17 protein-coding genes are annotated in these 19,852 nt (G+C 64.1%); 9 read left to right on the top strand and 8 right to left on the bottom strand.

Annotated elements, in window-relative coordinates:
* Positions 1 to 233: 233 nt before the first annotated feature.
* Together J2X09_RS10690 and J2X09_RS10695 are read left to right on the top strand one after the other, a co-directional pair.
* A complete protein-coding gene (locus J2X09_RS10690; protein WP_310308215.1) occupies positions 234 to 1,928 on the top strand; it encodes a sensor domain-containing diguanylate cyclase in 1,695 nt (564 codons plus the stop codon).
* Positions 1,929 to 1,997: 69 nt separating this feature from the next.
* A complete protein-coding gene (locus J2X09_RS10695; protein WP_204733410.1) occupies positions 1,998 to 2,549 on the top strand; it encodes an NADPH-dependent FMN reductase in 552 nt (183 codons plus the stop codon).
* 19 nt (positions 2,550 to 2,568) lie between these two features.
* On the opposite strand, the gene J2X09_RS10700 is transcribed toward J2X09_RS10695, so the two are convergent.
* From J2X09_RS10700 to metK, 3 genes are all read right to left on the bottom strand, one after another.
* Positions 2,569 to 3,366: an SDR family oxidoreductase gene (locus J2X09_RS10700; RefSeq protein WP_310308217.1), complete on the bottom strand. Its 798-nt coding sequence runs from the start codon at positions 3,364 to 3,366 to the stop codon at positions 2,569 to 2,571.
* Between the two features lie 22 nt (positions 3,367 to 3,388).
* The gene (locus tag J2X09_RS10705; protein WP_204733412.1) at positions 3,389 to 5,440 is read right to left on the bottom strand and encodes a PAS domain-containing sensor histidine kinase; all 2,052 of its coding nucleotides are present in this window, start codon (positions 5,438 to 5,440) and stop codon (positions 3,389 to 3,391) included.
* A gap of 184 nt (positions 5,441 to 5,624) precedes the next feature.
* Positions 5,625 to 6,806 (bottom strand): methionine adenosyltransferase, encoded by a 1,182-nt coding sequence (gene metK, locus J2X09_RS10710; protein WP_204733413.1) that lies wholly within the window; start codon positions 6,804 to 6,806, stop codon positions 5,625 to 5,627.
* Positions 6,807 to 6,928: 122 nt separating this feature from the next.
* Here metK and J2X09_RS10715 point away from each other — a divergent pair, with 122 nt between their 5' ends.
* Positions 6,929 to 7,831, top strand: a complete 903-nt coding sequence (locus tag J2X09_RS10715; RefSeq protein ID WP_310308319.1) for a lysophospholipid acyltransferase family protein — start codon at positions 6,929 to 6,931, stop codon at positions 7,829 to 7,831.
* Positions 7,831 to 8,754 carry an LpxL/LpxP family acyltransferase gene (locus J2X09_RS10720; RefSeq protein WP_204733414.1) on the top strand — a complete coding sequence of 308 codons (924 nt, stop codon included), beginning with the start codon at positions 7,831 to 7,833 and terminating at the stop codon, positions 8,752 to 8,754. The genes J2X09_RS10715 and J2X09_RS10720 overlap by 1 nt, the downstream gene beginning before the upstream one ends.
* On the opposite strand, the gene J2X09_RS10725 is transcribed toward J2X09_RS10720, so the two are convergent.
* Positions 8,739 to 9,671 (bottom strand): alpha/beta fold hydrolase, encoded by a 933-nt coding sequence (locus J2X09_RS10725; protein ID WP_204733415.1) that lies wholly within the window; start codon positions 9,669 to 9,671, stop codon positions 8,739 to 8,741. The genes J2X09_RS10720 and J2X09_RS10725 overlap by 16 nt on opposite strands.
* 29 nt (positions 9,672 to 9,700) lie before the next feature.
* Complete coding sequence (gene yihA / locus J2X09_RS10730) at positions 9,701 to 10,486, bottom strand: ribosome biogenesis GTP-binding protein YihA/YsxC (protein WP_204733416.1); 786 nt, start codon at positions 10,484 to 10,486, stop codon at positions 9,701 to 9,703.
* Between the two features lie 102 nt (positions 10,487 to 10,588).
* Between yihA and J2X09_RS10735 the strand changes: the two genes are divergently transcribed.
* The 5 genes from J2X09_RS10735 (at position 10,589) to msrQ (ending at position 16,668) form a co-directional block, all read left to right on the top strand.
* Positions 10,589 to 11,203 carry a c-type cytochrome gene (locus J2X09_RS10735; protein ID WP_204733417.1) on the top strand — a complete coding sequence of 205 codons (615 nt, stop codon included), beginning with the start codon at positions 10,589 to 10,591 and terminating at the stop codon, positions 11,201 to 11,203.
* A 181-nt stretch (positions 11,204 to 11,384) separates the two neighbouring features.
* Positions 11,385 to 13,541 carry a cytochrome c biogenesis protein ResB gene (locus J2X09_RS10740; RefSeq protein WP_204733418.1) on the top strand — a complete coding sequence of 719 codons (2,157 nt, stop codon included), beginning with the start codon at positions 11,385 to 11,387 and terminating at the stop codon, positions 13,539 to 13,541.
* Positions 13,538 to 14,905, top strand: coding sequence for a c-type cytochrome biogenesis protein CcsB (gene ccsB / locus J2X09_RS10745; protein WP_204733419.1), 1,368 nt, complete (start codon positions 13,538 to 13,540; stop codon positions 14,903 to 14,905). Before J2X09_RS10740 ends, ccsB begins: the two co-directional genes overlap by 4 nt.
* Positions 14,906 to 15,037: 132 nt before the next feature.
* Complete coding sequence (gene msrP, locus J2X09_RS10750; RefSeq protein ID WP_204733420.1) at positions 15,038 to 16,039, top strand: protein-methionine-sulfoxide reductase catalytic subunit MsrP; 1,002 nt, start codon at positions 15,038 to 15,040, stop codon at positions 16,037 to 16,039.
* Entirely contained in the window at positions 16,039 to 16,668 is a 630-nt protein-coding gene (gene msrQ, locus J2X09_RS10755) for a protein-methionine-sulfoxide reductase heme-binding subunit MsrQ (RefSeq protein WP_204733421.1), read from the top strand. Before msrP ends, msrQ begins: the two co-directional genes overlap by 1 nt.
* A 13-nt stretch (positions 16,669 to 16,681) precedes the next feature.
* On the opposite strand, the gene J2X09_RS10760 is transcribed toward msrQ, so the two are convergent.
* The 3 genes from J2X09_RS10760 to J2X09_RS10770 form a co-directional block, all read right to left on the bottom strand.
* Positions 16,682 to 17,671, bottom strand: a complete 990-nt coding sequence (locus tag J2X09_RS10760; protein ID WP_204733422.1) for a branched-chain amino acid ABC transporter permease — start codon at positions 17,669 to 17,671, stop codon at positions 16,682 to 16,684.
* Positions 17,672 to 17,678: 7 nt separating this feature from the next.
* Positions 17,679 to 18,557 (bottom strand): branched-chain amino acid ABC transporter permease, encoded by an 879-nt coding sequence (locus tag J2X09_RS10765; RefSeq protein WP_204733423.1) that lies wholly within the window; start codon positions 18,555 to 18,557, stop codon positions 17,679 to 17,681.
* 82 nt (positions 18,558 to 18,639) lie between these two features.
* Entirely contained in the window at positions 18,640 to 19,833 is a 1,194-nt protein-coding gene (locus J2X09_RS10770) for an ABC transporter substrate-binding protein (RefSeq protein WP_204733424.1), read from the bottom strand.
* Positions 19,834 to 19,852 lie beyond the last annotated feature (19 nt).

Raw genomic sequence — 19,852 nt, forward strand, 5'->3', positions numbered from 1 at the left:
GCGGGCAGAAACCGCTGATCGACATGGCGACGGGTGTTAGCACTCATCGCCAGCGAGTGCTAATCATAAGGGCGCCGCCCCTCCATTTCAAGTTCGGGCCGGTTTATTTCTGGTTCACGTGCACAGGGTGCTGCTCCGTTCATGAAGGCGTTGTCACAAACATTTACGATACCGGGATGCGCCGCTCTCGTCTCATTTCGCTGCCTCGTGGTTCCCTCCTGCGTTGTCTGGCGATGCATGCCGTCCTGCTGCTGGGGCTTGGCCTGACCACGGCCGCGGGTACGGCCAGGGCCGAAGCGTCTGGCACGGACGTCACGCTGCACACCCATTTCTGGGTCGACACCACCGGCACGGCGTCCTTGGAGGAGGCGATGGCGCGGCCGGCCGATGACTTCCAGCCGATGGAGCGCTACCGCTCCTTTGATCTCGATCGAGCCGCCTTGTGGATCCGTGTGGATTTGCCGGCGCTGGATGCCGGGCGGCGCTGGTACCTCGCCCTGAGCGCGGCCGCCTTCACCAACCGGGTGGCGTTCCATGCCACAGGGCCCGATGGTCGGTGGGTTGCGCAGCAGGCGGGCGATCACCTGCCGGTGTCGCATTGGAGCCACCCGGACCAGACGCCGGTCTTCGCACTCCCGGCCGCGACGGCGGGCCCGGTGTGGCTGCGTCTGGAGAACCGCCCTGCCTCCTTGAGCCCGCGCCTGCTGCTGCTGGACGAAAACACGCTGCAGGCAACGCGCTACTGGACTTTCCTGCTCGTTGGCGGATACCTGGGGTTCGGCCTGCTCGTGCTGTTCTGGGGCTGGGTGCATGCGCGCCTGTACGGGGACCGCGCCTTCATCGCCTACTGCTGCTATGTCGCCGCCATGCTGGGTTTCCAGGCGGCCTTCACCGGTGTGGGCGGGGTGTTCTTCTGGCGGGACTGGGCCTGGTGGAACGACGCGGCGCCCGCCATCTTCATGCTGTGGCTGACCGCGTCGGGCATCTGGTTCGTGCGGGAGGCTTGCGCGGTCTCGAGACACCACAGCCGGGTGGACCGCTTCGTGATCGCCTGGTCGCTGTTTGGTTTGCTGTTCCCGGTCTTCTACCTGCTGTTGCAGAACCGCGAGGTCTTTCTGGTGCTCAACCTGTATGGCCTGCTGTCGGTGCTGCTCAGTTTCGCGCTGTGCATCTGGACCTGGCGCCTGGGTGAGAAGTACGGAGGATGGCTCGCGCTGGGGTTTCTGCCGGTCCATCTGAGCTACCCCTTCCCCGCGCTGCGCGCTGCCGGCGTGCTGCCCGACAGCTGGGCCACGCAGTACGCGGTGCTCATCGGCTCGGCGATCGAGATTCCCCTGTTGCTGTACATCCTGCATCGGCGGGCCAAGGAGTTCAACGAGAACCACGCCCGCCTCCGCGCGATCGAGAGCACCGACCCGCTGACGGGCCTGACCATCGCGCCGGTGTTGTTCCTGCGCCTGCACGACGCGGTGCGCCGTGCCCGCCGCTATGGCCACCGGTGCGGCCTGATGCTGGTCGAACTCGTCAACCACGCGGATATCGTCTCGCGCGAAGGTCGGGAGGTTGCCGACCGGGCGCTGGTGGTGGCCGCCTCGCGGTTGTCGCACGTGGCGCGGGATGTGGACACGGTCTGCCGCGTGGCCGATGCACGCTTTGCCATCCTGATGGAAGGCCCATTGCCTGCCGACGGGCTCGTGTTGCTGGCGCAGCACATCGTGGCCAAGGGACTGGAACAGGTGCCCTCGCTGCCGGCGGGCCTGTCGTTGCGTTTCCGGCTGGTCTCCATGTCATTGCCCGAAGGCACCGGCGAGGTGGAGGTTGAGCCCTTGCTCTCGCGTCTCGGCCAGGCGCTGGACCAGATGGCCGGCGAGCCGCGCAAGGTGGTGCTGCACCTGCCCGGCCGTCCTGCGGTACCCACACCGGCCTGAGTGTCTGTGCCGAACCTGTAGGCTGTCCCGTTCATCCCTTGTTCCATCACCCTTCGGAGAGGATTTGACATGAGTGGATTCCAGATCGGCGTCATCGTCGGCAGCCTGCGTCGCGACTCCTTCAACCGCCAGCTGGCGAACGCCCTCGGCAAGCTCGCATCCCGCGACTTCACATTCAAGCAGCTCGAGATCGGCGACCTGCCGCTGTACAACCAGGACGACGATGCCGACCCGGCGCCCCAGGTGCATCGGCTGAAGACCGAGATCCAGGCCTCGCAAGGCCTCATCTTCGTGACGGCAGAGTACAACCGGTCGATTCCAGGCGTGCTGAAGAATGCGATCGACCATGCCTCGCGCCCGTATGGCAAGAGCGCCTGGGCGGGCAAGCCGGCGGGGGTGATCGGCGTGTCGGTCGGGGCAATCGGTACGTCGCTGGCCCAGCAGCACCTGCGAAACATCCTGGCTTATCTGGACATGCCCACCCTGGGCCAGCCCGAGGCCTTCCTGCAGGCCAAGGAGGGGCTGTTTGACAAGGACGGAGCTATCGGGGCCGACAGCCGGGAGTTCGTCCAGAAGTGGTTGTCCGCCTACGAGGCCTGGGTGCGCCGGCACGTCAGTTGATTCTGGCGGCGTGGCCCGCTCAGAAATGCGCCAGGTAGCCGCCGTCGACCACCAGCACCTGGCCCGTCACGTAACTCGCGGCAGCTGAGGCCAGGAAGACCGCTGCCCCACCGATTTCGGTGGGCTGCCCCCACCTGCCCAGTGAACTGCGCTGAGACAGCCATTCAGCGGTGGAGGCATCGTCGACCATGGCCGCGTTGGTGTCGGTGGCGAAATAGCCGGGCGCGATGGCATTGACGTTGATGCCTTGCGGACCGAGTTCGGCGGCCAGGGCGCGCGTGAGCGCTTCCAGCGCGCCTTTGCCCGTGGTGTAGGCCGCATCACCCGCCCGGGCGATCGGCCCCGCGATCGAGGTGACATTGATGATCCGTCCCGAGCCCTTCGCGCGCATCGGGCGTGCCGCTTCGCGGCACAGATGCCAGGCCGATACCAGATTGGTTTCCAGCAGTTCCCGCAGCGCGCTCGCAGGCAGCTCGTCGAGCGACTGGCGACGTCGTTGTCCCACGTTGTTGATCAGGATGTCCAGCCGGCCGCTTTCGGCCAGTACCCGCGCCACGGCCGCGCTGGAGGCCGCCTCGTCGGCCACGTCGAAGGGCAGGGCATGCGCGGAGCCTGTGCCGGTTCCGTGCACGTGCTGGATATGCGCCGCTGCTCGGTTCAGCTGATCGGCATCCCGGCCGTTGATCCACACGGTGGCGCCATGCTGGGCGAGGGCGCAGGCCATCGCCAGGCCGAGGCCACGGCCGGCACCCGTGACCAGGGCCACCTGGCCCTGCAGGTTGAACAGGGGGGGAAAGTGCGGGGCGGGGGTGATCACCGCCCCATTATCGGCGTGCGCCTCAGACGGGCAATGCGGCCAGCGAAGATTCCGGGAAGGCCATTTCAGGCTCCATGCCATCGAAGGGCAGGGTGAAGTAGAAGGTGCAGCCTTCGCCCGGCGTGGTCTCGGCCCAGATGCGCCCACCATGGCGTTCGATGATCCTTTGCGACAGCGCCAGGCCCGTGCCCGTGCCCTCGAAGTCCATCGAATGGTGTTGCCGCTGGAACATGACAAACAGGTTGTGCGCCTTCTCCAGGTCAAAGCCCACGCCGTTGTCGGAGATGTAGAAGGTGCGGCCCCCGACGGGGTTCACTTTCCATCCCAGCTCGATGCGCGCCACATCGCGCAGCCGCGTGTACTTGACGGCATTGCCCAGCAGGTTCCCCAGCGCCTGGGCCAGCAGCATGGCGTCGCCGCGGACCACAGGCAGATCGTCCTCGATCACCCATTCGATCCGGCGATCCTGGTTTTCCTGCTTCAGGTGGCCGATCACGCCTTGCACCAGCTGGGTGATGGGGACCGGTTGTGATTCGATCGCCACGCGGCCCAGCCGGGCGTATTCCAGCAGGCCTTCGATCATCAGGCTCATGCGCTTGGATGCCTTGGCGATGGAGTTCTGGTATTGCAAGGCCAGCGCATCGGTGGAGTCGCCCATCTGCTCCTGCAGCAGGCTGATGAAGCTGGCGATGTGGCGCAACGGTGCGCGCAGGTCGTGCGACACCATGTGCGAGAAGACGTCGAGGTCCTTGTTGGCGGCCACGAGCTGCTGCGTGCGCTCTGCCACGCGCTTCTCCAGTTCCCGGTTGAGGTCGTTCATCACGTCCTCCAGGCTCTTGGCGGCGGTCATGTCGCGGGTGATGCTCGACAGTCCTTGCAGGTCGCCGGCTTCGTTGCGCAGCGCGGTGAGCACCGTGTGTGCCCAGAAGCGCGAGCCGTCTTCCCGCAGGCGCCAGCCACGGGTCTCCCATTGGCCATGGGCTTTTGCCAGGCGCAGCACCTGGCCGGGATCGACCTCATCCTCGCCGGCGTTGTCGGCAGCCAGCAGCACCTCGTACGACCGGCCCATGATCTGCGAGCGGGTGTGGCCGTGCAGGCGCTGGGCACTCTCGGTCCATTCGGTGATGCCCCCGTTCTCGTCGACGAAATAGATGCAGTAGTCCTGGATCGCGTCCACCATCAGGCGGTAGCGTTGCTCGCTGGCAAACAGTTCCGCCGAGCGCGAACGGACGCGCTCTTCCAGATCCTGGTTGGCGTGCAGCACGAACTCCTCCGTGCGGCGGCGTTCGGTGATGTCGTGGAGCTCGATGAAGATACCTTCCACCGAACCGTTCTGGTAGTCAGGGATGTAGTGGATCTCGAAGTAATTGACCGAGCCGTCGGCGGCGACACGTTCGGCTTCAAAAGTCTGCGTCTGTCCCGACAGCGCCTGTGCCACGCGCGGCAGGATGTCGGGAAGGATGTCGGGTCGTACCACCTGGCTCAGAGGTGAGCCCACCATTTCGGCCGGCGTCTTTCCGTAGCGCGCGGCGTGGGCCTGGTTCGCGAATCGGCAGATCAGGTTCTTGTCGTAGTAGGCCAGACGGGCCGGGATGCGATCGGTGATGCTGCGCAGCAGGCTGTCCTGTGGTGCAACGCTGTCGGCGGTATCGACCATGGTCACCACGCCACTGCCGTGCAGGAAATGGCCCTCGGCATCGAACACCGGGTTGGACGCAAGACGCGCGCGAAACACGCTGCCATCCGCACGCAGCCAATCCAGTTCGACCGGCTCGCATTGCCCGCTCTGGCGCAGGGATTCGACATGGGTGTTCAGGGCATCGCGCGAGCGCGGTGCGACCAGTTCACCAAGGGTCGCACCTGGCGCACCGTGGCCCAGCCAGGTTCGCAGCGCCTGATTGAGCTGCACGCATCGTTGTGCGGCGTCAAAAGTGAGCAGACCGCAGGTCGCCTGGTCGCACAGCGACCGAGCGCTGTCCAGCGCGGCCTGGAGTTCTTGCGTCCTCAGGGCCAGCAACCGCTCGAACTGTTGCTCGGGCGTGTCCATCCCTTCAGGGCAGATAGCGTTGTCCATTTTTCGAGGCTCCCGGGTCGTTGCAGTGCAAACCAGAAAGTGGCTTGTACTCTCCATATCGGTCACCGCCTCAGAAAATTCAAATTGTTACGACCAGTGGCTCCAATGAGGTGTCGGAAAAAGGTCATAAAAAAAGCCCCAGGGCCAAGGCCATGGGGCTTTTGTAACCAGGGTCTGTGAATATTTACAGTCCGGCCGCCTTGCGCAGTGCGGCTGCCTTGTCCGTGCGCTCCCACGAAAATTCGGGCTCTTCGCGACCGAAGTGGCCGTAGGCGGCCGTCTTGGCGTAGATCGGGCGCAGCAGGTCCAGCATCTGGATGATGCCCTTGGGGCGCAGGTCGAAATGCTCCTGTACGAGCGCGGCAATCTGCTCGTCAGGGATCACACCGGTGCCTTCGGTGTAGACCGTCACGTTCATCGGGCGTGCCACACCGATGGCGTAGGCCACCTGAATCTGGCACTGCCGCGCCAGGCCAGCCGCGACGATGTTCTTCGCCACATAGCGCGCGGCGTAGGCGGCTGAGCGGTCCACCTTGGAGGGGTCCTTGCCCGAGAACGCCCCACCGCCGTGTGGGCAGGCACCGCCATAGGTGTCCACGATGATCTTGCGGCCCGTCAGGCCACAGTCACCCTGTGGGCCGCCGATGACGAAGCGGCCGGTCGGGTTGATCAGGTACTTGGTGTCCTTGAGCCATTCCTTGGGCAGCACTGGCTTGATGATCTCCTCGATGATGGCTTCGTTGAACGAGGCCTTCATCTTGGTGGGGGACTCGCTCTGGTCCGGGGAGTGCTGGGTCGACAGCACCACGGTGTCGATGCTGTGCGGCTTGCCGTCCACGTAGCGCATCGTGACCTGGCTCTTGGCGTCGGGGCGCAGGAAAGGCAGACGGCCGTCCTTGCGCAACTGGGACTGGCGCTCGACCAGGCGATGTGCGTAATAGATCGGTGCGGGCATCAGCTCGGGCGTTTCGTCGCAGGCATAGCCGAACATGAGGCCCTGGTCGCCGGCGCCGGTGTTCAGGTGGTCATCGCTGGCGTGGTCTACCCCCTGGGCGATGTCGTTGGACTGCTTGTCATAGCAGACCATCACGGCGCAGCCCTTGTAGTCGATGCCGTATTCGGTGTTGTCGTAGCCGATGCGCTTCAGCGTGTCGCGCGCAATCTGGATGTAGTCGACGTGTGCATTGGTGGTGATCTCGCCCGCCAGCACCACCAGGCCGGTGTTGCAGAGGGTTTCCGCGGCCACGCGGCTGCGCGGATCCTGGGTGAAGATTGCGTCGAGGATTGCGTCCGAAATCTGATCGGCGACCTTGTCGGGGTGGCCTTCGGAGACGGATTCGGACGTGAAAAGGAAATCGTTCGCCATGTATATAAACTCCACAGTGGTTGACCCGCGTTGCCGGTCTGTCAGAGTTCGGCGAACGCTTTAGCGGTATTTGTGAATCGCCCCGCAATTAGTTCCATAACTCGGCGATTCCGGGATTCTAGATTAAGTTTTCAGGACGCGTTCTGCGCCCTCTCCCATCCGTGGCCTTCCTGATCCACTGTCTGTTTCGTGCGTTGAGCTGGATGCCATTGCCTGTGCTTCACGCCTTGGGCTGGCTGCTGGGCTGGCTGAGCTTTGCGCTCTCGGGGCGTTATCGGCAACGTTTGTTCGCCAACGCGGCGCAGGCGGGTTTCTCGCGGCAGGTGGCGCTGGCCTCGGTGGGGGAGGCTGGCAAGCTGGTGGCCGAACTGCCCCGCCTGTGGCTGGGTCGGCCTGTGCCTGTGTCATGGACGGGAGCGGAGCACATCGAAGCCGCGCATGCCCGGGGCGAAGGCGTGTTGTTCCTGACACCCCATCTGGGCTGTTTCGAAGTCACGGCGCAGTCCTATGCGAAGCGATTCGGCCATGCCAATCCGATGACCGTGCTGTTTCGCCCTGCGAGACAGGTCTGGCTGCGCGACCTCGTCGCCGGGGCGCGCCAACGGCCGGGTCTGTTTGCCGCGCCCACCACACTGGCCGGGGTCAAGCAGCTCATCAAAGCCCTCAAGGCGGGACAGGCGGTCGGGTTGTTGCCGGATCAGGTTCCCCCCGAAGGGCAGGGCGTGTGGGCGCCGTTCTTCGACCGGGAGGCCTACACCATGACCTTGTCGGCCCGCCTTGCGCAGGCCGGCCGTGTACAGATCCTTCTGAGCTGGGGTGAGCGCCTGGCGGGTGGGCGAGGATATCGCGTGCATGTGCGCCCGTTCGACCTGCTCAACGGGGGGGCGCTCGCGCAAGATCCGGCTGAGTCCGCCGCGCAGATCAATCGCGCCATGGAAGCGCTGGTGCGAGAATGCCCGACCCAGTACCTCTGGTCTTACAACCGCTACAAGTCGCCGGTTCGCGCGGCTCCTGGTTCTTCCTGATGTCCCCCCCATCCCCTGCTGCCGATACGCCGCTGCCGCGAGGCAACCTAGCCAACCGGCTCGGGGTGGCGTTCATGAGAGTGCTCGCCGCCTTGCCACTCTCATGGGTGCGTGGCGCGGGTTGGGTGCTCGGTCAGGCGTTGTACACCGTGGCGGCGCGCCGCAGGCGCATCGCTGGCGTCAACTGGTCGCTGTGTTTTCCGGAGAGCAGCGATGCCGAGCGCACGCGTGCGGTACGTCGGCACTTTGTCTATTTCGCGCAGGCCTGGCTGGATCGGAGCTGGCTCTGGGAAGCTCCGCTGGAGACAGTGCGCGAGCGGCTCACGCTCACAGGGGATATGGCTGCACTGGCGGGCAACGAACCTACCGTGATATTTGCGCCGCATTTCGTGGGGATGGACGCGGGATGGATCGCGCTGACGACTCGCATGGAGCGCCGTTTCTGTGGGCTCTATGCCGAACAGTTGAACGCCGATGTGGACCGATGGATGGCGCAGGGTCGTCAGCGATTCGGCAATCCTCATGTCGTGGGCAAGCGCCAGGGCATCAAACCGCTGGTGGCTGCGATGCGCCAGGGCCTGCCGCTGTATCTGTTGCCCGACATGGACCACGGCATGCGTGACGCAGCATTCGTCCCATTTTTTGGCGTGCAGACTGCCACGCTCATGTCACTTTCCAGGCTGGCTCGCCTGGGACGTGCGAAGGTCGTGCCGGTGGTGAGCCGGCTCACGCGCGACGGCTATGAAGTGCGTGTCATGTCGCCCTGGGGTGACTACCCGACCGCCGACGCCGAAGCGGACACGGCGGAAATGAACCGCTACCTCGAAGGCTACATCCGCGAGGCGCCGGAGCAGTACTACTGGGTGCACAAGCGCTTCAAGACCCGGCCTGGCACGGAGCCTTCGTTCTACGCAGATCTCTGATTGGCCAGAAATGCGCTGATGGATGACGCGAGGTGTGCGGGATGCTCGTGCACGATCCAGTGTGTGGCGCCCGGCACGCGCTCGATGCGCAGGTCGTCGACGTACGCCTCCAATCCATCGAGGAGCGTCTCGGGCAGTGCGGTATCGCCCTGGCCCCACACCACCAGGGTGGGAACCTTCACCGAGGTTTTGTCGCGGGGGACTTCCACAGTGGCAGCCCCTGGGTCCATGGCCGTGGGTGGGCGCAGGGGTGAAGCCGCGTAGTACGCGCAGGGGCCACTCAGGCCCTGGCGCCATACCTCGCGGTAGCGTTCGCGCATGGCATCGTCGAGCCAGTCGGTGGCGCCGCTGGCGGCGGCCATGTGCGTGAAGAACGGCCAGAGACGCGCGAAATCGTTCTCCGCGAGCAGGTCCGCGGCATCCGGGCGGGCCAGGAAGTTCATGTACGCGCTGGCCGCCTGCTGGGCTGGCGAATGGGCCAGTTCGCGCTGGAAGGTCGCTGCGTGCGGTGCGTTGACGATGACCAGCTTTCGCATCAGCGCCGGTTGTAGCGCGGCCAGACCCCAGGCCAGCGCACCTCCCCAGTCATGGGCGATCAGTCCCGCGACCTGGCCGGGCGTGGCGCTGTCTGAGGTGATGGCGTCGACCAGCGCACTGAGATCCTGCAGCAAGGGTTTGGCGCGGTAGGCAGACACTTCGGTGGGGGCGCTGGAATGCTCGAAGCCGCGAAGGTTGGGCGCGACACAGCGGTAACCCCCCTGGGCAGGTTGGGCGAAATGCGCCAGCAGCTCGTCCCACACGAACGCGGCTTCCGGAAAACCGTGGAGAAACAGCAGCACGGGCCTGCCGGCCTCGCCTGCGGCTCGGCAACTCAGGCGGATGCCGTGGGGCAGGGCTTGCTGGAAGGTCTGGATCATCGGGCTCTCCGGGATGGGCCCGCGCCGTGTCAGTCCAGTGCGGGAGGCTCTTCTTCGGGAACGGCCAGGGCCGTCGACGAGAGGTTGTCTCCGTGGGTCCATTGCCAGAGCAGCAGCGCCACCTCGTCCAGCCCCTTCTTTTTCAAGGCCGAGAAGAGTCTCGCTTCGCCGCCGCCCGACTGCAGTCGCGCAATCGACAGTGCCTTTTGCGCCTCTGCGTGGTTGAGCTTGTCGGATTTGGTGAGCAGCACCAGGAATTTCAGGCCCTCCTCGACGCGTGGACGGATCACTTCCAGCAGGATTTCGTCGAGTTCGGTCAGGCCCAGGCGAGGGTCGATCAGCAGCACCACCCCTTTGAGGTTGTCGCGCGTGAGGAGGTAGTTGCCCATCACGCGCTGCCAGCGCAGCTTGGCTTCCCGCGGCACAGCGGCATACCCATAGCCCGGCAGGTCGGCGAGAACCGCATCTGTCACACCTTGCTTGCCCAATGAAAACAGGTTGATGCTTTGCGTGCGTCCGGGTGTCTTCGACGCGAAGGCGAGGCGCTTTTGCTGCGTCAGTGTATTGATGCAGGTGGATTTGCCCGCATTGGAGCGGCCCACGAACGCGATCTCGGGCACGTCGAGCGGGGGCAGATGTTCGAGCTGCGGCGCGGTGGTGAGAAAGCGGGCTGTGTGCAGCCAGCCGTGCGCGATCCTGGCATCCGGCTTGGGAGTGGTGTTGTCTTTTCCAGCTGGGGGTATCGGGGCTTTGGGCCCTGGGGCGTCCTGAGACGGCGAAACGGTCTGGGGGGCTGGAGTGGGGCGGTGGGTCATTTGGGGTGGTTCCCGGTGGGACATTGTAAAATCGATTGGCTTTGTCCAGATAAACCGAGAACTCCCACAACAGAACCCGTCGCAACCGACGCCCGCCCCGTCATGAAATTGCCTGTTTCCCTCCTTTGCGCCGCTGCCGCCGCAGCCCTGTCGTTCAGCGCCCAGGCGCAATCGGCCAAACCCGATCTGGCCAAGGGCAGCGCCATGTACGGCCAAGTTTGCGTGGCCTGCCATGCAGCGGATGGCAACTCGACGACGCCGGCAAACCCGAAACTCGCGCAGCAACACCCTGAGTACCTCATCAAGCAGCTGCAGGAGTACAAGTCGGGCAAGCGCGACAACGCGATCATGAAAGGCTTTGCTGGCGCCCTGTCGGACGACGACATGCGCAATATCGCCTACTGGCTGGCCGACCAGAAGGCCAAGGGTGGCGCAGCCACCGACAAGGATCTGGTGCGCCTGGGTGAGCGCATCTACCGTGGTGGCATTGCAGACCGCCAGATCGCCGCTTGCGCCGGTTGCCACAGCCCCAACGGGGCCGGCATTCCTTCGCAGTACCCGCGCCTCTCCGGCCAGCAGGCCGAGTACACCGCCACGCAGCTGAAGCATTTCCGCGATGGCACGCGCAAGAACAACGCGCAGATGACCGGCGTCGCCGCCAAGATGAACGATCGCGAAATCCAGGCCGTGTCGGACTACATCGCTGGCTTGCGTTGATGGTCACGAGGGCAAGCCCCTCATGGCTGGCCGGGATATAAGCAGACAATAATATTTGTCGGCACAATGCAATAAACCCGAGGGGCGTTGAACCGCCGACCACAAAACTCATCACAACAGGGCGCGTTCCGGGAACACTGGAACCGCCCTTTTTTGCTGCACCGTTCTTCCCCCGACCCACATGACCGTTTCCACCCAAGGCCTGCACATCCGCACCGGCTCGCGCATTGTCAGCGAGCTGGTGGAGCTGCTGTCTTCGATGCGGTTTGCCATCTCGCTGCTCACCGTGATCTGTATCGCTTCGGTGATTGGCACGGTGGTCAAGCAGCATGAACCCTTCATCAACTATGTCAACCAGTTCGGCCCCTTCTGGGCCGACGTGTTTGCCAGTGCAAACCTGTACTCGGTCTACAGCGCGTGGTGGTTCCTGTTGATCCTGGCCTTTCTGGTAGTGAGCACGAGCCTCTGCATCGCGCGCAACACGCCCAAGATCTTTGCCGATTTCAAGGCCTATAAGGAGAACATCCGCGAGCAGAGCCTGAAAGCATTTCCGCACCGTGCTGAAGGTGCCTTGGCAGAGACACCCGAGATCGCTGCCAACCGCATTGGCCAGACTCTGCTGGGTTCGGGTTGGAAGGTCAAATTGCAGTCGCGCCCCACACCGGCCGGTACGGGCTGGATGGTGGCGGCGAAGGTGGGTGCCGCCAACAAGATCGGTTATCTCGCAGCGCACAGCGCCATCGTGCTGGTGTGCGTCGGTGGTCTGGTCGATGGTGACCTCATGGTGCGCGCTCAGACCTGGTTCAACGGAAAGACTCCCTTCATGGGCGGAGGGCTGATTGCCGATGTGCCAGCCCAGCATCGCTTGTCCCCCAGCAACCCCACGTTCCGGGGCAATCTGCTGGTGACCGAAGGCACCACGGCGGGGACCGCCATCCTCACGCAACCTCAGGGTGTGCTGCTGCAGGATCTGCCTTTCTCCGTCGAGCTCAAGAAGTTCATCGTCGAGTACTACGACACTGGCATGCCCAAGCTGTTTGCCAGCGACATCGTGATCCACGATCATGAAACCGGCGAACGCAAGGAGGCACGCGTGGAGGTGAACCACCCCGCCAGCCACCGTGGCATCAACATCTACCAGTCCAGCTTTGACGATGGTGGCTCCCGCGTGAAGCTGCAGGCGGTGCCGCTGAACGGCCCCACGCGGCCGTTCGAGATCGAAGGCACCATCGGCAGTTCGACCTCGCTCAGCAACGGCGACGACAAGCTCACGCTGGAGTACACGGGGCTGCGGGTGATCAACGTCGAGAACTTTGCCGCGAGCAATGCCGCCGAGGCCGTGGACGTTCGCAAGGTCGACCTGCGCAGCTCGATCGAAAGCCGGCTCGGTTCTGGCCACAAGACCGTGACCGAGCGGACCTTGCGCAACGTGGGGCCCAGCGTTTCCTACAAGTTGCGTGACGCGGCCGGACAAGCGGTGGAGTACCACAATTACATGCTTCCGGTGGAGATTGACGGCTCGCGCGTGTACCTGCTGGGGCTGCGCGACACCCCGGCCGAGACTTTCCGTTACCTGCGCATTCCGGTGGACGACAAGGATGGCATGGACGGCTTTGTCCGTCTGCGCGCCGCACTCGGCGATGCGCAGTTGCGCGAAGAGGCGGTGCGCCGTTACGCCGCGTCGGCGGTGGAGGACGGGCGTCCTGAGCTGGCCGAGGCGCTGGCCGCGTCGGCTTCCCGCGCCCTGGGGTTGTTTGCGGGTGCCGAGTCGATCAACGTGCCGGGCGTTCAGCCTGTCGCTGCCAATGGTGCCGGGGCTCAGCCGGTTCGCGGGGGTCTGCAGGCCGTGTCCGCATTTCTCGAGAACAACGTGCCCGACGCCGAGCGTGAGCGCGCGAGCGACGTGCTGGTGCGCATCCTCAACGGCACGCTGTTCGAACTGATGCAGATCAGCCGTGAGCGCGCCGGCCTGCCGCCGCTGGAGCGCAACGAAACCACGCAGCATTTCATGGCGCAGGCCGTGATCAGCCTGAGCGACACGTTCTTCTATCCCGCACCCATGACGTTCCAGCTCAAGGACTTCACGCACGTGCAGGCCAGCGTGTTCCAGGTGGCGCGCGCGCCGGGCCAGAGCATCGTCTACCTGGGCTGCCTGTTGCTCATTCTGGGCGTTTTTGCCATGCTCTACGTCCGCGAGCGCCGCCTGTGGGTGTGGCTCTCGCCCGAGGGTGATGCGGCCTCGCAGGCCCGCATGGCCCTGTCATCGAACCGCAAGACGCTCGAGGCCGACCGCGAATTCGAACTGCTCAAGACCCAATTGCTGAAGGTGCATCCATGAACAGCGTCACTGCCACCCAGACCATCGAGCTGAAGAAGGGCCAGAACAGCGGCGAAGGTCTGAGACCCGGGTACTTTGCCCGTCGTGACGTCTGGGACTGGTTGTTTGCCGCCTTCGTGATCGCCAGTGCCGCGTGGGCGTTCGTTCGCTACAACGCGGCGATGGATGGCTATGAAAAGGCCATCCTGATCGGTACCGTGCCGGCCATGATCTGGCTGGGCTGGTTCTGGCGGCCGTTGCGCGCGCTCTCGGTGGTGGTGGCGGCATTCTCGATGCTGGCGATCTGGCTGTACCAGACGCCCAATGGTGCCGATCTGGCGCGCGCCGATCAGGTCTTCCTGCTCAAGTACTTCATCTCCAGCCAGTCGGCCATCCTCTGGATGAGCGTGCTCTTCTTCATGAGCACGGCGTTCTACTGGGTGGGCATGTTCAAGAGGGCGGGTGACACCTTCGAGCTGCTCGGCTCGCGCCTGGCCTGGGTGGCCGTCACGCTGGCCCTCATCGGCACGATGGTGCGCTGGTACGAGAGCCACCAGATCGGTCCTGACATCGGTCACATTCCGGTGAGCAACCTGTACGAAGTGTTCGTGCTGTTCTGCTGGATGACCACGGCCTTCTACTTGTACTACGAAGACCAGTACAGGACCCGCCGCATGGGCGCATTCGCGATGCTCGTGGTGAGCGCTGCGGTCGGTTTCCTGCTCTGGTACACACTGGTGCGTGAGGCGCACGCCATCCAGCCGCTGGTGCCCGCGCTCAAGAGTTGGTGGATGAAGCTGCATGTGCCAGCCAACTTCATTGGATACGGCACTTTCGCCATCGCCGCGATGCTGGCCTTTGCCTACCTGATCAAGCAGAGCGCCAGCGAGAGCCGCTGGTACAAGCTGGCGCCGCTGTGGCTGCTGGGCGTGGTGCTGTGCTTCGAGCCGATCGTGTTCCGCCAGTCGGCTGCAGAAAACGGCAGCAGCTATTGGTTCGTGTACTTCGGTGTTTCGGCGCTGATCGTTGGCGGGATCCTGTTCGGCCGTCGCCGCATCGCCGAGCGCCTGCCCAGTTTCGAGGTGCTGGACGACGTGATGTACAAGGCCATCGCGGTCGGTTTCGCCTTCTTCACCATCGCCACCGTGCTGGGCGCGCTTTGGGCGGCCGAAGCCTGGGGTGGCTATTGGAGTTGGGATCCGAAGGAAACCTGGGCGCTGATCGTCTGGCTGAACTATGCGGCCTGGCTGCACATGCGCCTCATGAAAGGCTTGCGGGGCACGGTGGCGGCCTGGTGGGCGCTGGTGGGCCTGGCGATCACGACCTTCGCGTTCATCGGCGTGAACATGTTCCTCTCGGGCCTGCACAGCTACGGCGAACTCTGACACCGGCTGACGGACATTGCGCGGCCCGTGCGGCCACGCTGGAACTTTGCCAGAATCGCTCTTGTCTCAAGACAGGTCAACAGCCCGCGCGGCATCTTCCGCGGTCGGGTGGCATTCAGCAAGGACGGCCCCATGCTTATCCGCACGCACGATCACGGTTTCGTTCACCCCCAGGCCAGCGAGATCACGCCGCGGGCCGTTTACCAGAACCGCCGGCAATGGTTGCTGACAGCGGCTGCGGCGGGTGGAATGGCTTCATGGGCAGGGCGGGAGGCGTGGGCGCAGGCGGCGTCCACCACACCCAAACCCGGCAAACTGGGGAGCTTGCCCGGCAAACGTTCCACGCTGGACGGCGCCGTGACCATGGAGGCGTTGACCTCCTACGACGACGCCAGCTCGTACAACAACTTCTACGAGTTTGGCACCGACAAGTCCGATCCCGCGTCCTACGCCAAGACGTTGAAACCCCGCCCCTGGACGGTGGCGGTTGAAGGCCTGGTCAACAAGCCGACCACTTTCGACCTCGATGCCTTGCTCAAGCTCAGTCCGATGGAGGAGCGCGTCTATCGCCTGCGTTGTGTGGAGGGATGGTCGATGGTCATCCCCTGGGTCGGCTACTCGCTGAGCGAGCTCATCAAGCAGGTGCAGCCGCAAGGCAGTGCCAAATTCGTGGAATTCGTGACGCTGGCCGACCCGAAGCAGATGCCGGGCCTTCGCTCCAGTGTGTTGGGATGGCCGTATGTGGAAGGTCTGCGGCTGGACGAGGCCATGCATCCCCTGACGCTGCTGGCGTTTGGCATGTACGGCGAGGTGCTGCCCAACCAGAATGGTGCTCCCCTGCGGCTGGTGGTGCCGTGGAAGTACGGTTTCAAAAGCGGCAAATCGCTGGTGAAGATCCGGTTCACCGACAAGGAGCCCCGCACGGCGTGGAACGTGGCCGCGCCGCAGGAATACGGCTTCTATTCAAACGTCAATCCCGAGGTTTCGCACCCGCGCTGGAGCCAGGCCACCGAGCGCCGCATCGGCGAAGGCAGTGGTTTGTTCGCCAAGCGCCGGCAGACCCTGATGTTCAACGGCTATGCACCCCAGGTGGGGCAGCTGTATGCCGGTATGGACTTGCGCAAGCTGTATTGATGGACGGCACTGTTCCGCGCCGTGCCTCGCGGGTGAATGGCTGGCTCGGGCATCGTTCGGCCAAGCCCATTGCCTTCGTGCTGGCCTGCCTGCCGTTCGCATGGCTGGTGTTTGCGGCTTTCACCGACCGCCTGGGTGCCAACCCTGCTGAGGCCCTGATCCGCTCCCTGGGGGAGTGGACCCTGAGGTTCCTCGTGCTGGTGCTCGCGATCACCCCTTTGCGAACGACGCTGGGCTGGCCTGCCTTGCTGCGTTTGCGACGGATGGTGGGCCTGTTCGTGTTCTTTTACGCCTGCATTCACCTGCTGGCCTACGCCGCTTTCGACATGGAGTTCGACCTGGCCGCAGTGGCGGCCGATGTGATCAAGCGGCCGTTCATCCTGGTGGGGTTTCTGGCCTGGCTGCTGCTGCTGCCATTGGCAGCAACCTCGTTCAACCGCGCCATTCGCGCACTGGGCGCAAGGCGCTGGCAATGGCTGCATCGCCTTGTTTACATGATCGCGGTGCTGGCGGTGCTGCACTTTTTCTGGATGCGCAGCGGAAAGAACAATTTTGCCGAGGTCGGCGTGTATGCCGCGATCCTCGGCAGCCTGCTGGCCTGGCGCCTGTGGCGCCGGCTGCGGGCCTGACGCTCCCGCAGGCTCAGGCCTGCTTGCCGCGCCAGCGCTCCACGAGCGCGATCACTTCGCCCATGATGCCGCGCCGGAAGGCCAGCACGCACACCACGAAGATGAAACCGATGACCATCGTCACGGATTCACCCAGGCCGTTGAACCATTCAATGCCCGTGGTGCTAGCGACCAGGTGTCCGAATTCACCCAGCTTGTTCTCCAGCGCGATCACCACGGCGGCCCCGACCAGTGGGCCCGACAGCGTGCCCAGGCCGCCCACGAGCGTCATCAGCACCACGGAGCCCGACATGGTCCAGTGCACGTCGGTCAGCGTGGCGAAGCCCATGGCCAGTGTCTTCAGGGAGCCTGCCAGCCCCGACAGGGCAGCGGACAGCACGAACACCATCAGCTTGAAGCGTTGCGTGTCGTAACCCAGAGAGATGGCGCGAGGCTCGTTTTCCTTGATCGCCTTGAGAATCTGACCGAATGGCGAGTGCACGATGCGCATGATCAGCAGGAACGCTGCTGCCGTGATCAGCAGCGTGACGTAGTACATCGTCAGGTCGTTGCCGAGGTTGATGAACCCGAGGAGCTGACCACGCGGAACGGCCTGCAGGCCGTCTTCGCCGCCCGTGAAGGGCATTTGCAGGCAGAAGAAGAACAGCATCTGCGCCAGCGCCAGCGTGATCATGGTGAAGTAGATGCCCTGACGGCGGATGGCCAGCGAACCGACGAGCCATCCGAGCACCGCGCCCGCCAAGGTGCCCAGCAGCAGGCCGACTTCCGTTGGCACGCCCCAGACTTTCAGCGCATGACCGGTGACATAGGCCGAGCCGCCCAGGAATGCGGCGTGCCCGAAAGACAGCAATCCGGTGTAACCCAGCAGCAGGTTGAAGGCGGAGGCGAACAGGGCGAAGCACAGCAGCTTCATGACCAGCACCGGATAGATACCGATGAAAGGCACGGCCAGCAGAACCAGCAGCAGCAAGCCGTAGAGGATGTTCTTGGACGTTTTGTTCATGCCGGCTTCACTTTTCCTTGCCGAACAGGCCAGCGGGCCGGATCAGCAACACGATCGCCATGATGACGAAGACCACGGTGGAAGACGCCTCTGGGTAGAACACCTTGGTCAGGCCTTCGACGATGCCCAGCCCCAGACCGGTGAGGATGGTGCCGAGGATGGAGCCCATACCTCCGATCACCACGACGGCAAAGACGATGATGATGAGGTTCTGTCCCATCAAGGGTGATATCTGCATGACGGGTGCGGCGAGCACGCCAGCGAAACCCGCGAGCGCCACGCCGAAGCCATAGGTGAGCGTGACCATGAGCGGCACGTTGATACCGAAAGCCTCCACCAGGCGGGGGTTCTCGGTGCCCGCACGCAGGTAGGCGCCCAGCTTGGTCTTCTCGATCACATACCAGGTAAGCAGGCACACCACCAGCGACGCCAGCACGACGAAGCCGCGGTAGTTGGGCATGATCATGAAGCCCAGGTTGGTGGCACCCGAAATCGGCGCGCTGTAGGGCAGGCCAGAGACACCGTAGGCCGAACGCAGCACACCCTCGAGCATCAGCGTGAGCCCGAGTGTGAGCAGCAGCCCGTAGAGGTGGTCGAGCTTGTAGATCCAGCGCAGGAACAGCCGTTCGATGATGATGCCCACGAGTCCCACCGCCAGGGGGGCGAGCACGATCATCACCCAGTAGTTGAGCTCCAGGTAGTTCATGCCCATCCAGGTCAGCACCGCGCCCAGCATGAACAGTGCACCGTGCGCAAAGTTGATGACGTTGAGCAACCCGAAGATGACCGCCAGACCCAGGCTCAGGATGGCGTAGAACGATCCGTTGACCAGACCCAGCAGCAGCTGGCTCAGGAGGGCGGACAAAGGTATTCCGAAGAAGTCCATCGGCGGTGCGTCAGGTTGGGTGGGTCAGGTGCCGCGAACAGGCGGACACCGCGGGCGCCGGCCCGCGGTGCCGGATGTCAGATCACTTCCAGAGGGCGCACTTCGACTCGGCCTTGGTTGTGAAGACTTCCTCGCCCTTGAGCGTGGCGGCGACCTTCATGTAGTCCCAGGGCGACTTCGACTCGGACGGCTTCTTCACCTCGAGCAGGTACATGTCGTGTACGTAGCGGCCATCGGGGCGGATGCGCCCTTTGCCGAAGAAGTCGCTGATCTCCATGCTCTTGAGTTGAGCCATCACCTTGTCGCTGTCGGTGGTCTTGGCGGCCGCGACGGCTTTCAGGTAGGTGGTGGCTGCCGAGTAGTTGGCTGCATGGATGCTGGTGGGCATGCTCTTGGCCTTGGCAAAGAACTTCTTGGCGAAGGCACGGCTGGCGTCGTCCTTGTCCCAGTACCAGCTGTCGGTCAGGTACATGCCCTGTGTGTCCTTCAAGCCCAGGCTGTGGATGTCGGTGATGAACATCAGCAGGCCGGCGAGTTTCATGCTCTTGTTGATCCCGAACTCGCTGGCCGCCTTGATGGAGGCGATGGTGTCACCACCGGCATTGGCCAGGCCCAGGATCTTGGCGCCCGAGTTTTGTGCCTGCAGCAGGAAGGAGGAGAAGTCCGAGGTGTTCAGCGGTGCACGCACCGCGCCCTTCACCGTGCCGCCGGCGGCCTTCACCACGTTGCCCGTGTCGGTCTCCAGGGCGTGACCGAAGGCGTAGTCGGCCGTGAGGAAGAACCAGTCCTTGCCACCCTGTTTCACCACGGCGCCGCCGGTGCCCTTGGCCAGCGCCACGGTGTCGTAAGCGTAGTGCACGGTGTAGGGCGAGCAGGCTGCGTTGGTGAGTGCAGACGAACCAGCACCGTTCACGATGTAGAGCTTCTTCTTCTCTTCTGCCACCTTGGCGGTGGCCAGGGCGGTGCCGGAGTTCGTGCCGCCGATCATGACGTCGATGCCTTGTGTGTCGAACCACTCGCGGGCCTTGGACGCCGCGATGTCGGCCTTGTTCTGGTGGTCAGCGGTCAGCAGCTCGACCGGTTTGCCCAGCACCTTGCCGCCGAAGTCGTCGATGGCCATCTGGATGGCCATGGCGCCGTTCTTGCCGTCCACGTCGGAGTACAGGCTCGACATGTCGGTGGTGAAGCCGATGCGGACCTTGTCCTGCGCATGTGCGGCGGTGAACAAGCCGGCGGCACCCAGTGCCAGGATGAGCAGTTTGGCTGTGTGTTTCATGCTGTCAGTCTCCGTTGGT

It is taken from the genome of Hydrogenophaga laconesensis, from assembly GCF_031457235.1.
In the GTDB taxonomy this organism is placed as follows: Bacteria; Pseudomonadota; Gammaproteobacteria; order Burkholderiales; family Burkholderiaceae_C; genus Hydrogenophaga; species Hydrogenophaga laconesensis.

Coding starts and splice junctions, on each gene's coding strand:
- J2X09_RS10725 (WP_204733415.1), bottom strand. CDS start 9,671: ATGATCCAGACCTTCCAGCAAGCCCTGCCCCACGGCATCCGCCTGAGT.
- ccsB (WP_204733419.1), top strand. CDS start 13,538: ATGAACAGCGTCACTGCCACCCAGACCATCGAGCTGAAGAAGGGCCAG.
- J2X09_RS10765 (WP_204733423.1), bottom strand. CDS start 18,557: ATGGACTTCTTCGGAATACCTTTGTCCGCCCTCCTGAGCCAGCTGCTG.
- msrP (WP_204733420.1), top strand. CDS start 15,038: ATGCTTATCCGCACGCACGATCACGGTTTCGTTCACCCCCAGGCCAGC.
- J2X09_RS10690 (WP_310308215.1), top strand. CDS start 234: ATGCATGCCGTCCTGCTGCTGGGGCTTGGCCTGACCACGGCCGCGGGT.
- yihA (WP_204733416.1), bottom strand. CDS start 10,486: ATGACCCACCGCCCCACTCCAGCCCCCCAGACCGTTTCGCCGTCTCAG.
- J2X09_RS10720 (WP_204733414.1), top strand. CDS start 7,831: ATGTCCCCCCCATCCCCTGCTGCCGATACGCCGCTGCCGCGAGGCAAC.
- J2X09_RS10770 (WP_204733424.1), bottom strand. CDS start 19,833: ATGAAACACACAGCCAAACTGCTCATCCTGGCACTGGGTGCCGCCGGC.
- J2X09_RS10740 (WP_204733418.1), top strand. CDS start 11,385: ATGACCGTTTCCACCCAAGGCCTGCACATCCGCACCGGCTCGCGCATT.
- J2X09_RS10695 (WP_204733410.1), top strand. CDS start 1,998: ATGAGTGGATTCCAGATCGGCGTCATCGTCGGCAGCCTGCGTCGCGAC.
- J2X09_RS10705 (WP_204733412.1), bottom strand. CDS start 5,440: ATGGACAACGCTATCTGCCCTGAAGGGATGGACACGCCCGAGCAACAG.
- msrQ (WP_204733421.1), top strand. CDS start 16,039: ATGGACGGCACTGTTCCGCGCCGTGCCTCGCGGGTGAATGGCTGGCTC.
- J2X09_RS10760 (WP_204733422.1), bottom strand. CDS start 17,671: ATGAACAAAACGTCCAAGAACATCCTCTACGGCTTGCTGCTGCTGGTT.
- metK (WP_204733413.1), bottom strand. CDS start 6,806: ATGGCGAACGATTTCCTTTTCACGTCCGAATCCGTCTCCGAAGGCCAC.
- J2X09_RS10735 (WP_204733417.1), top strand. CDS start 10,589: ATGAAATTGCCTGTTTCCCTCCTTTGCGCCGCTGCCGCCGCAGCCCTG.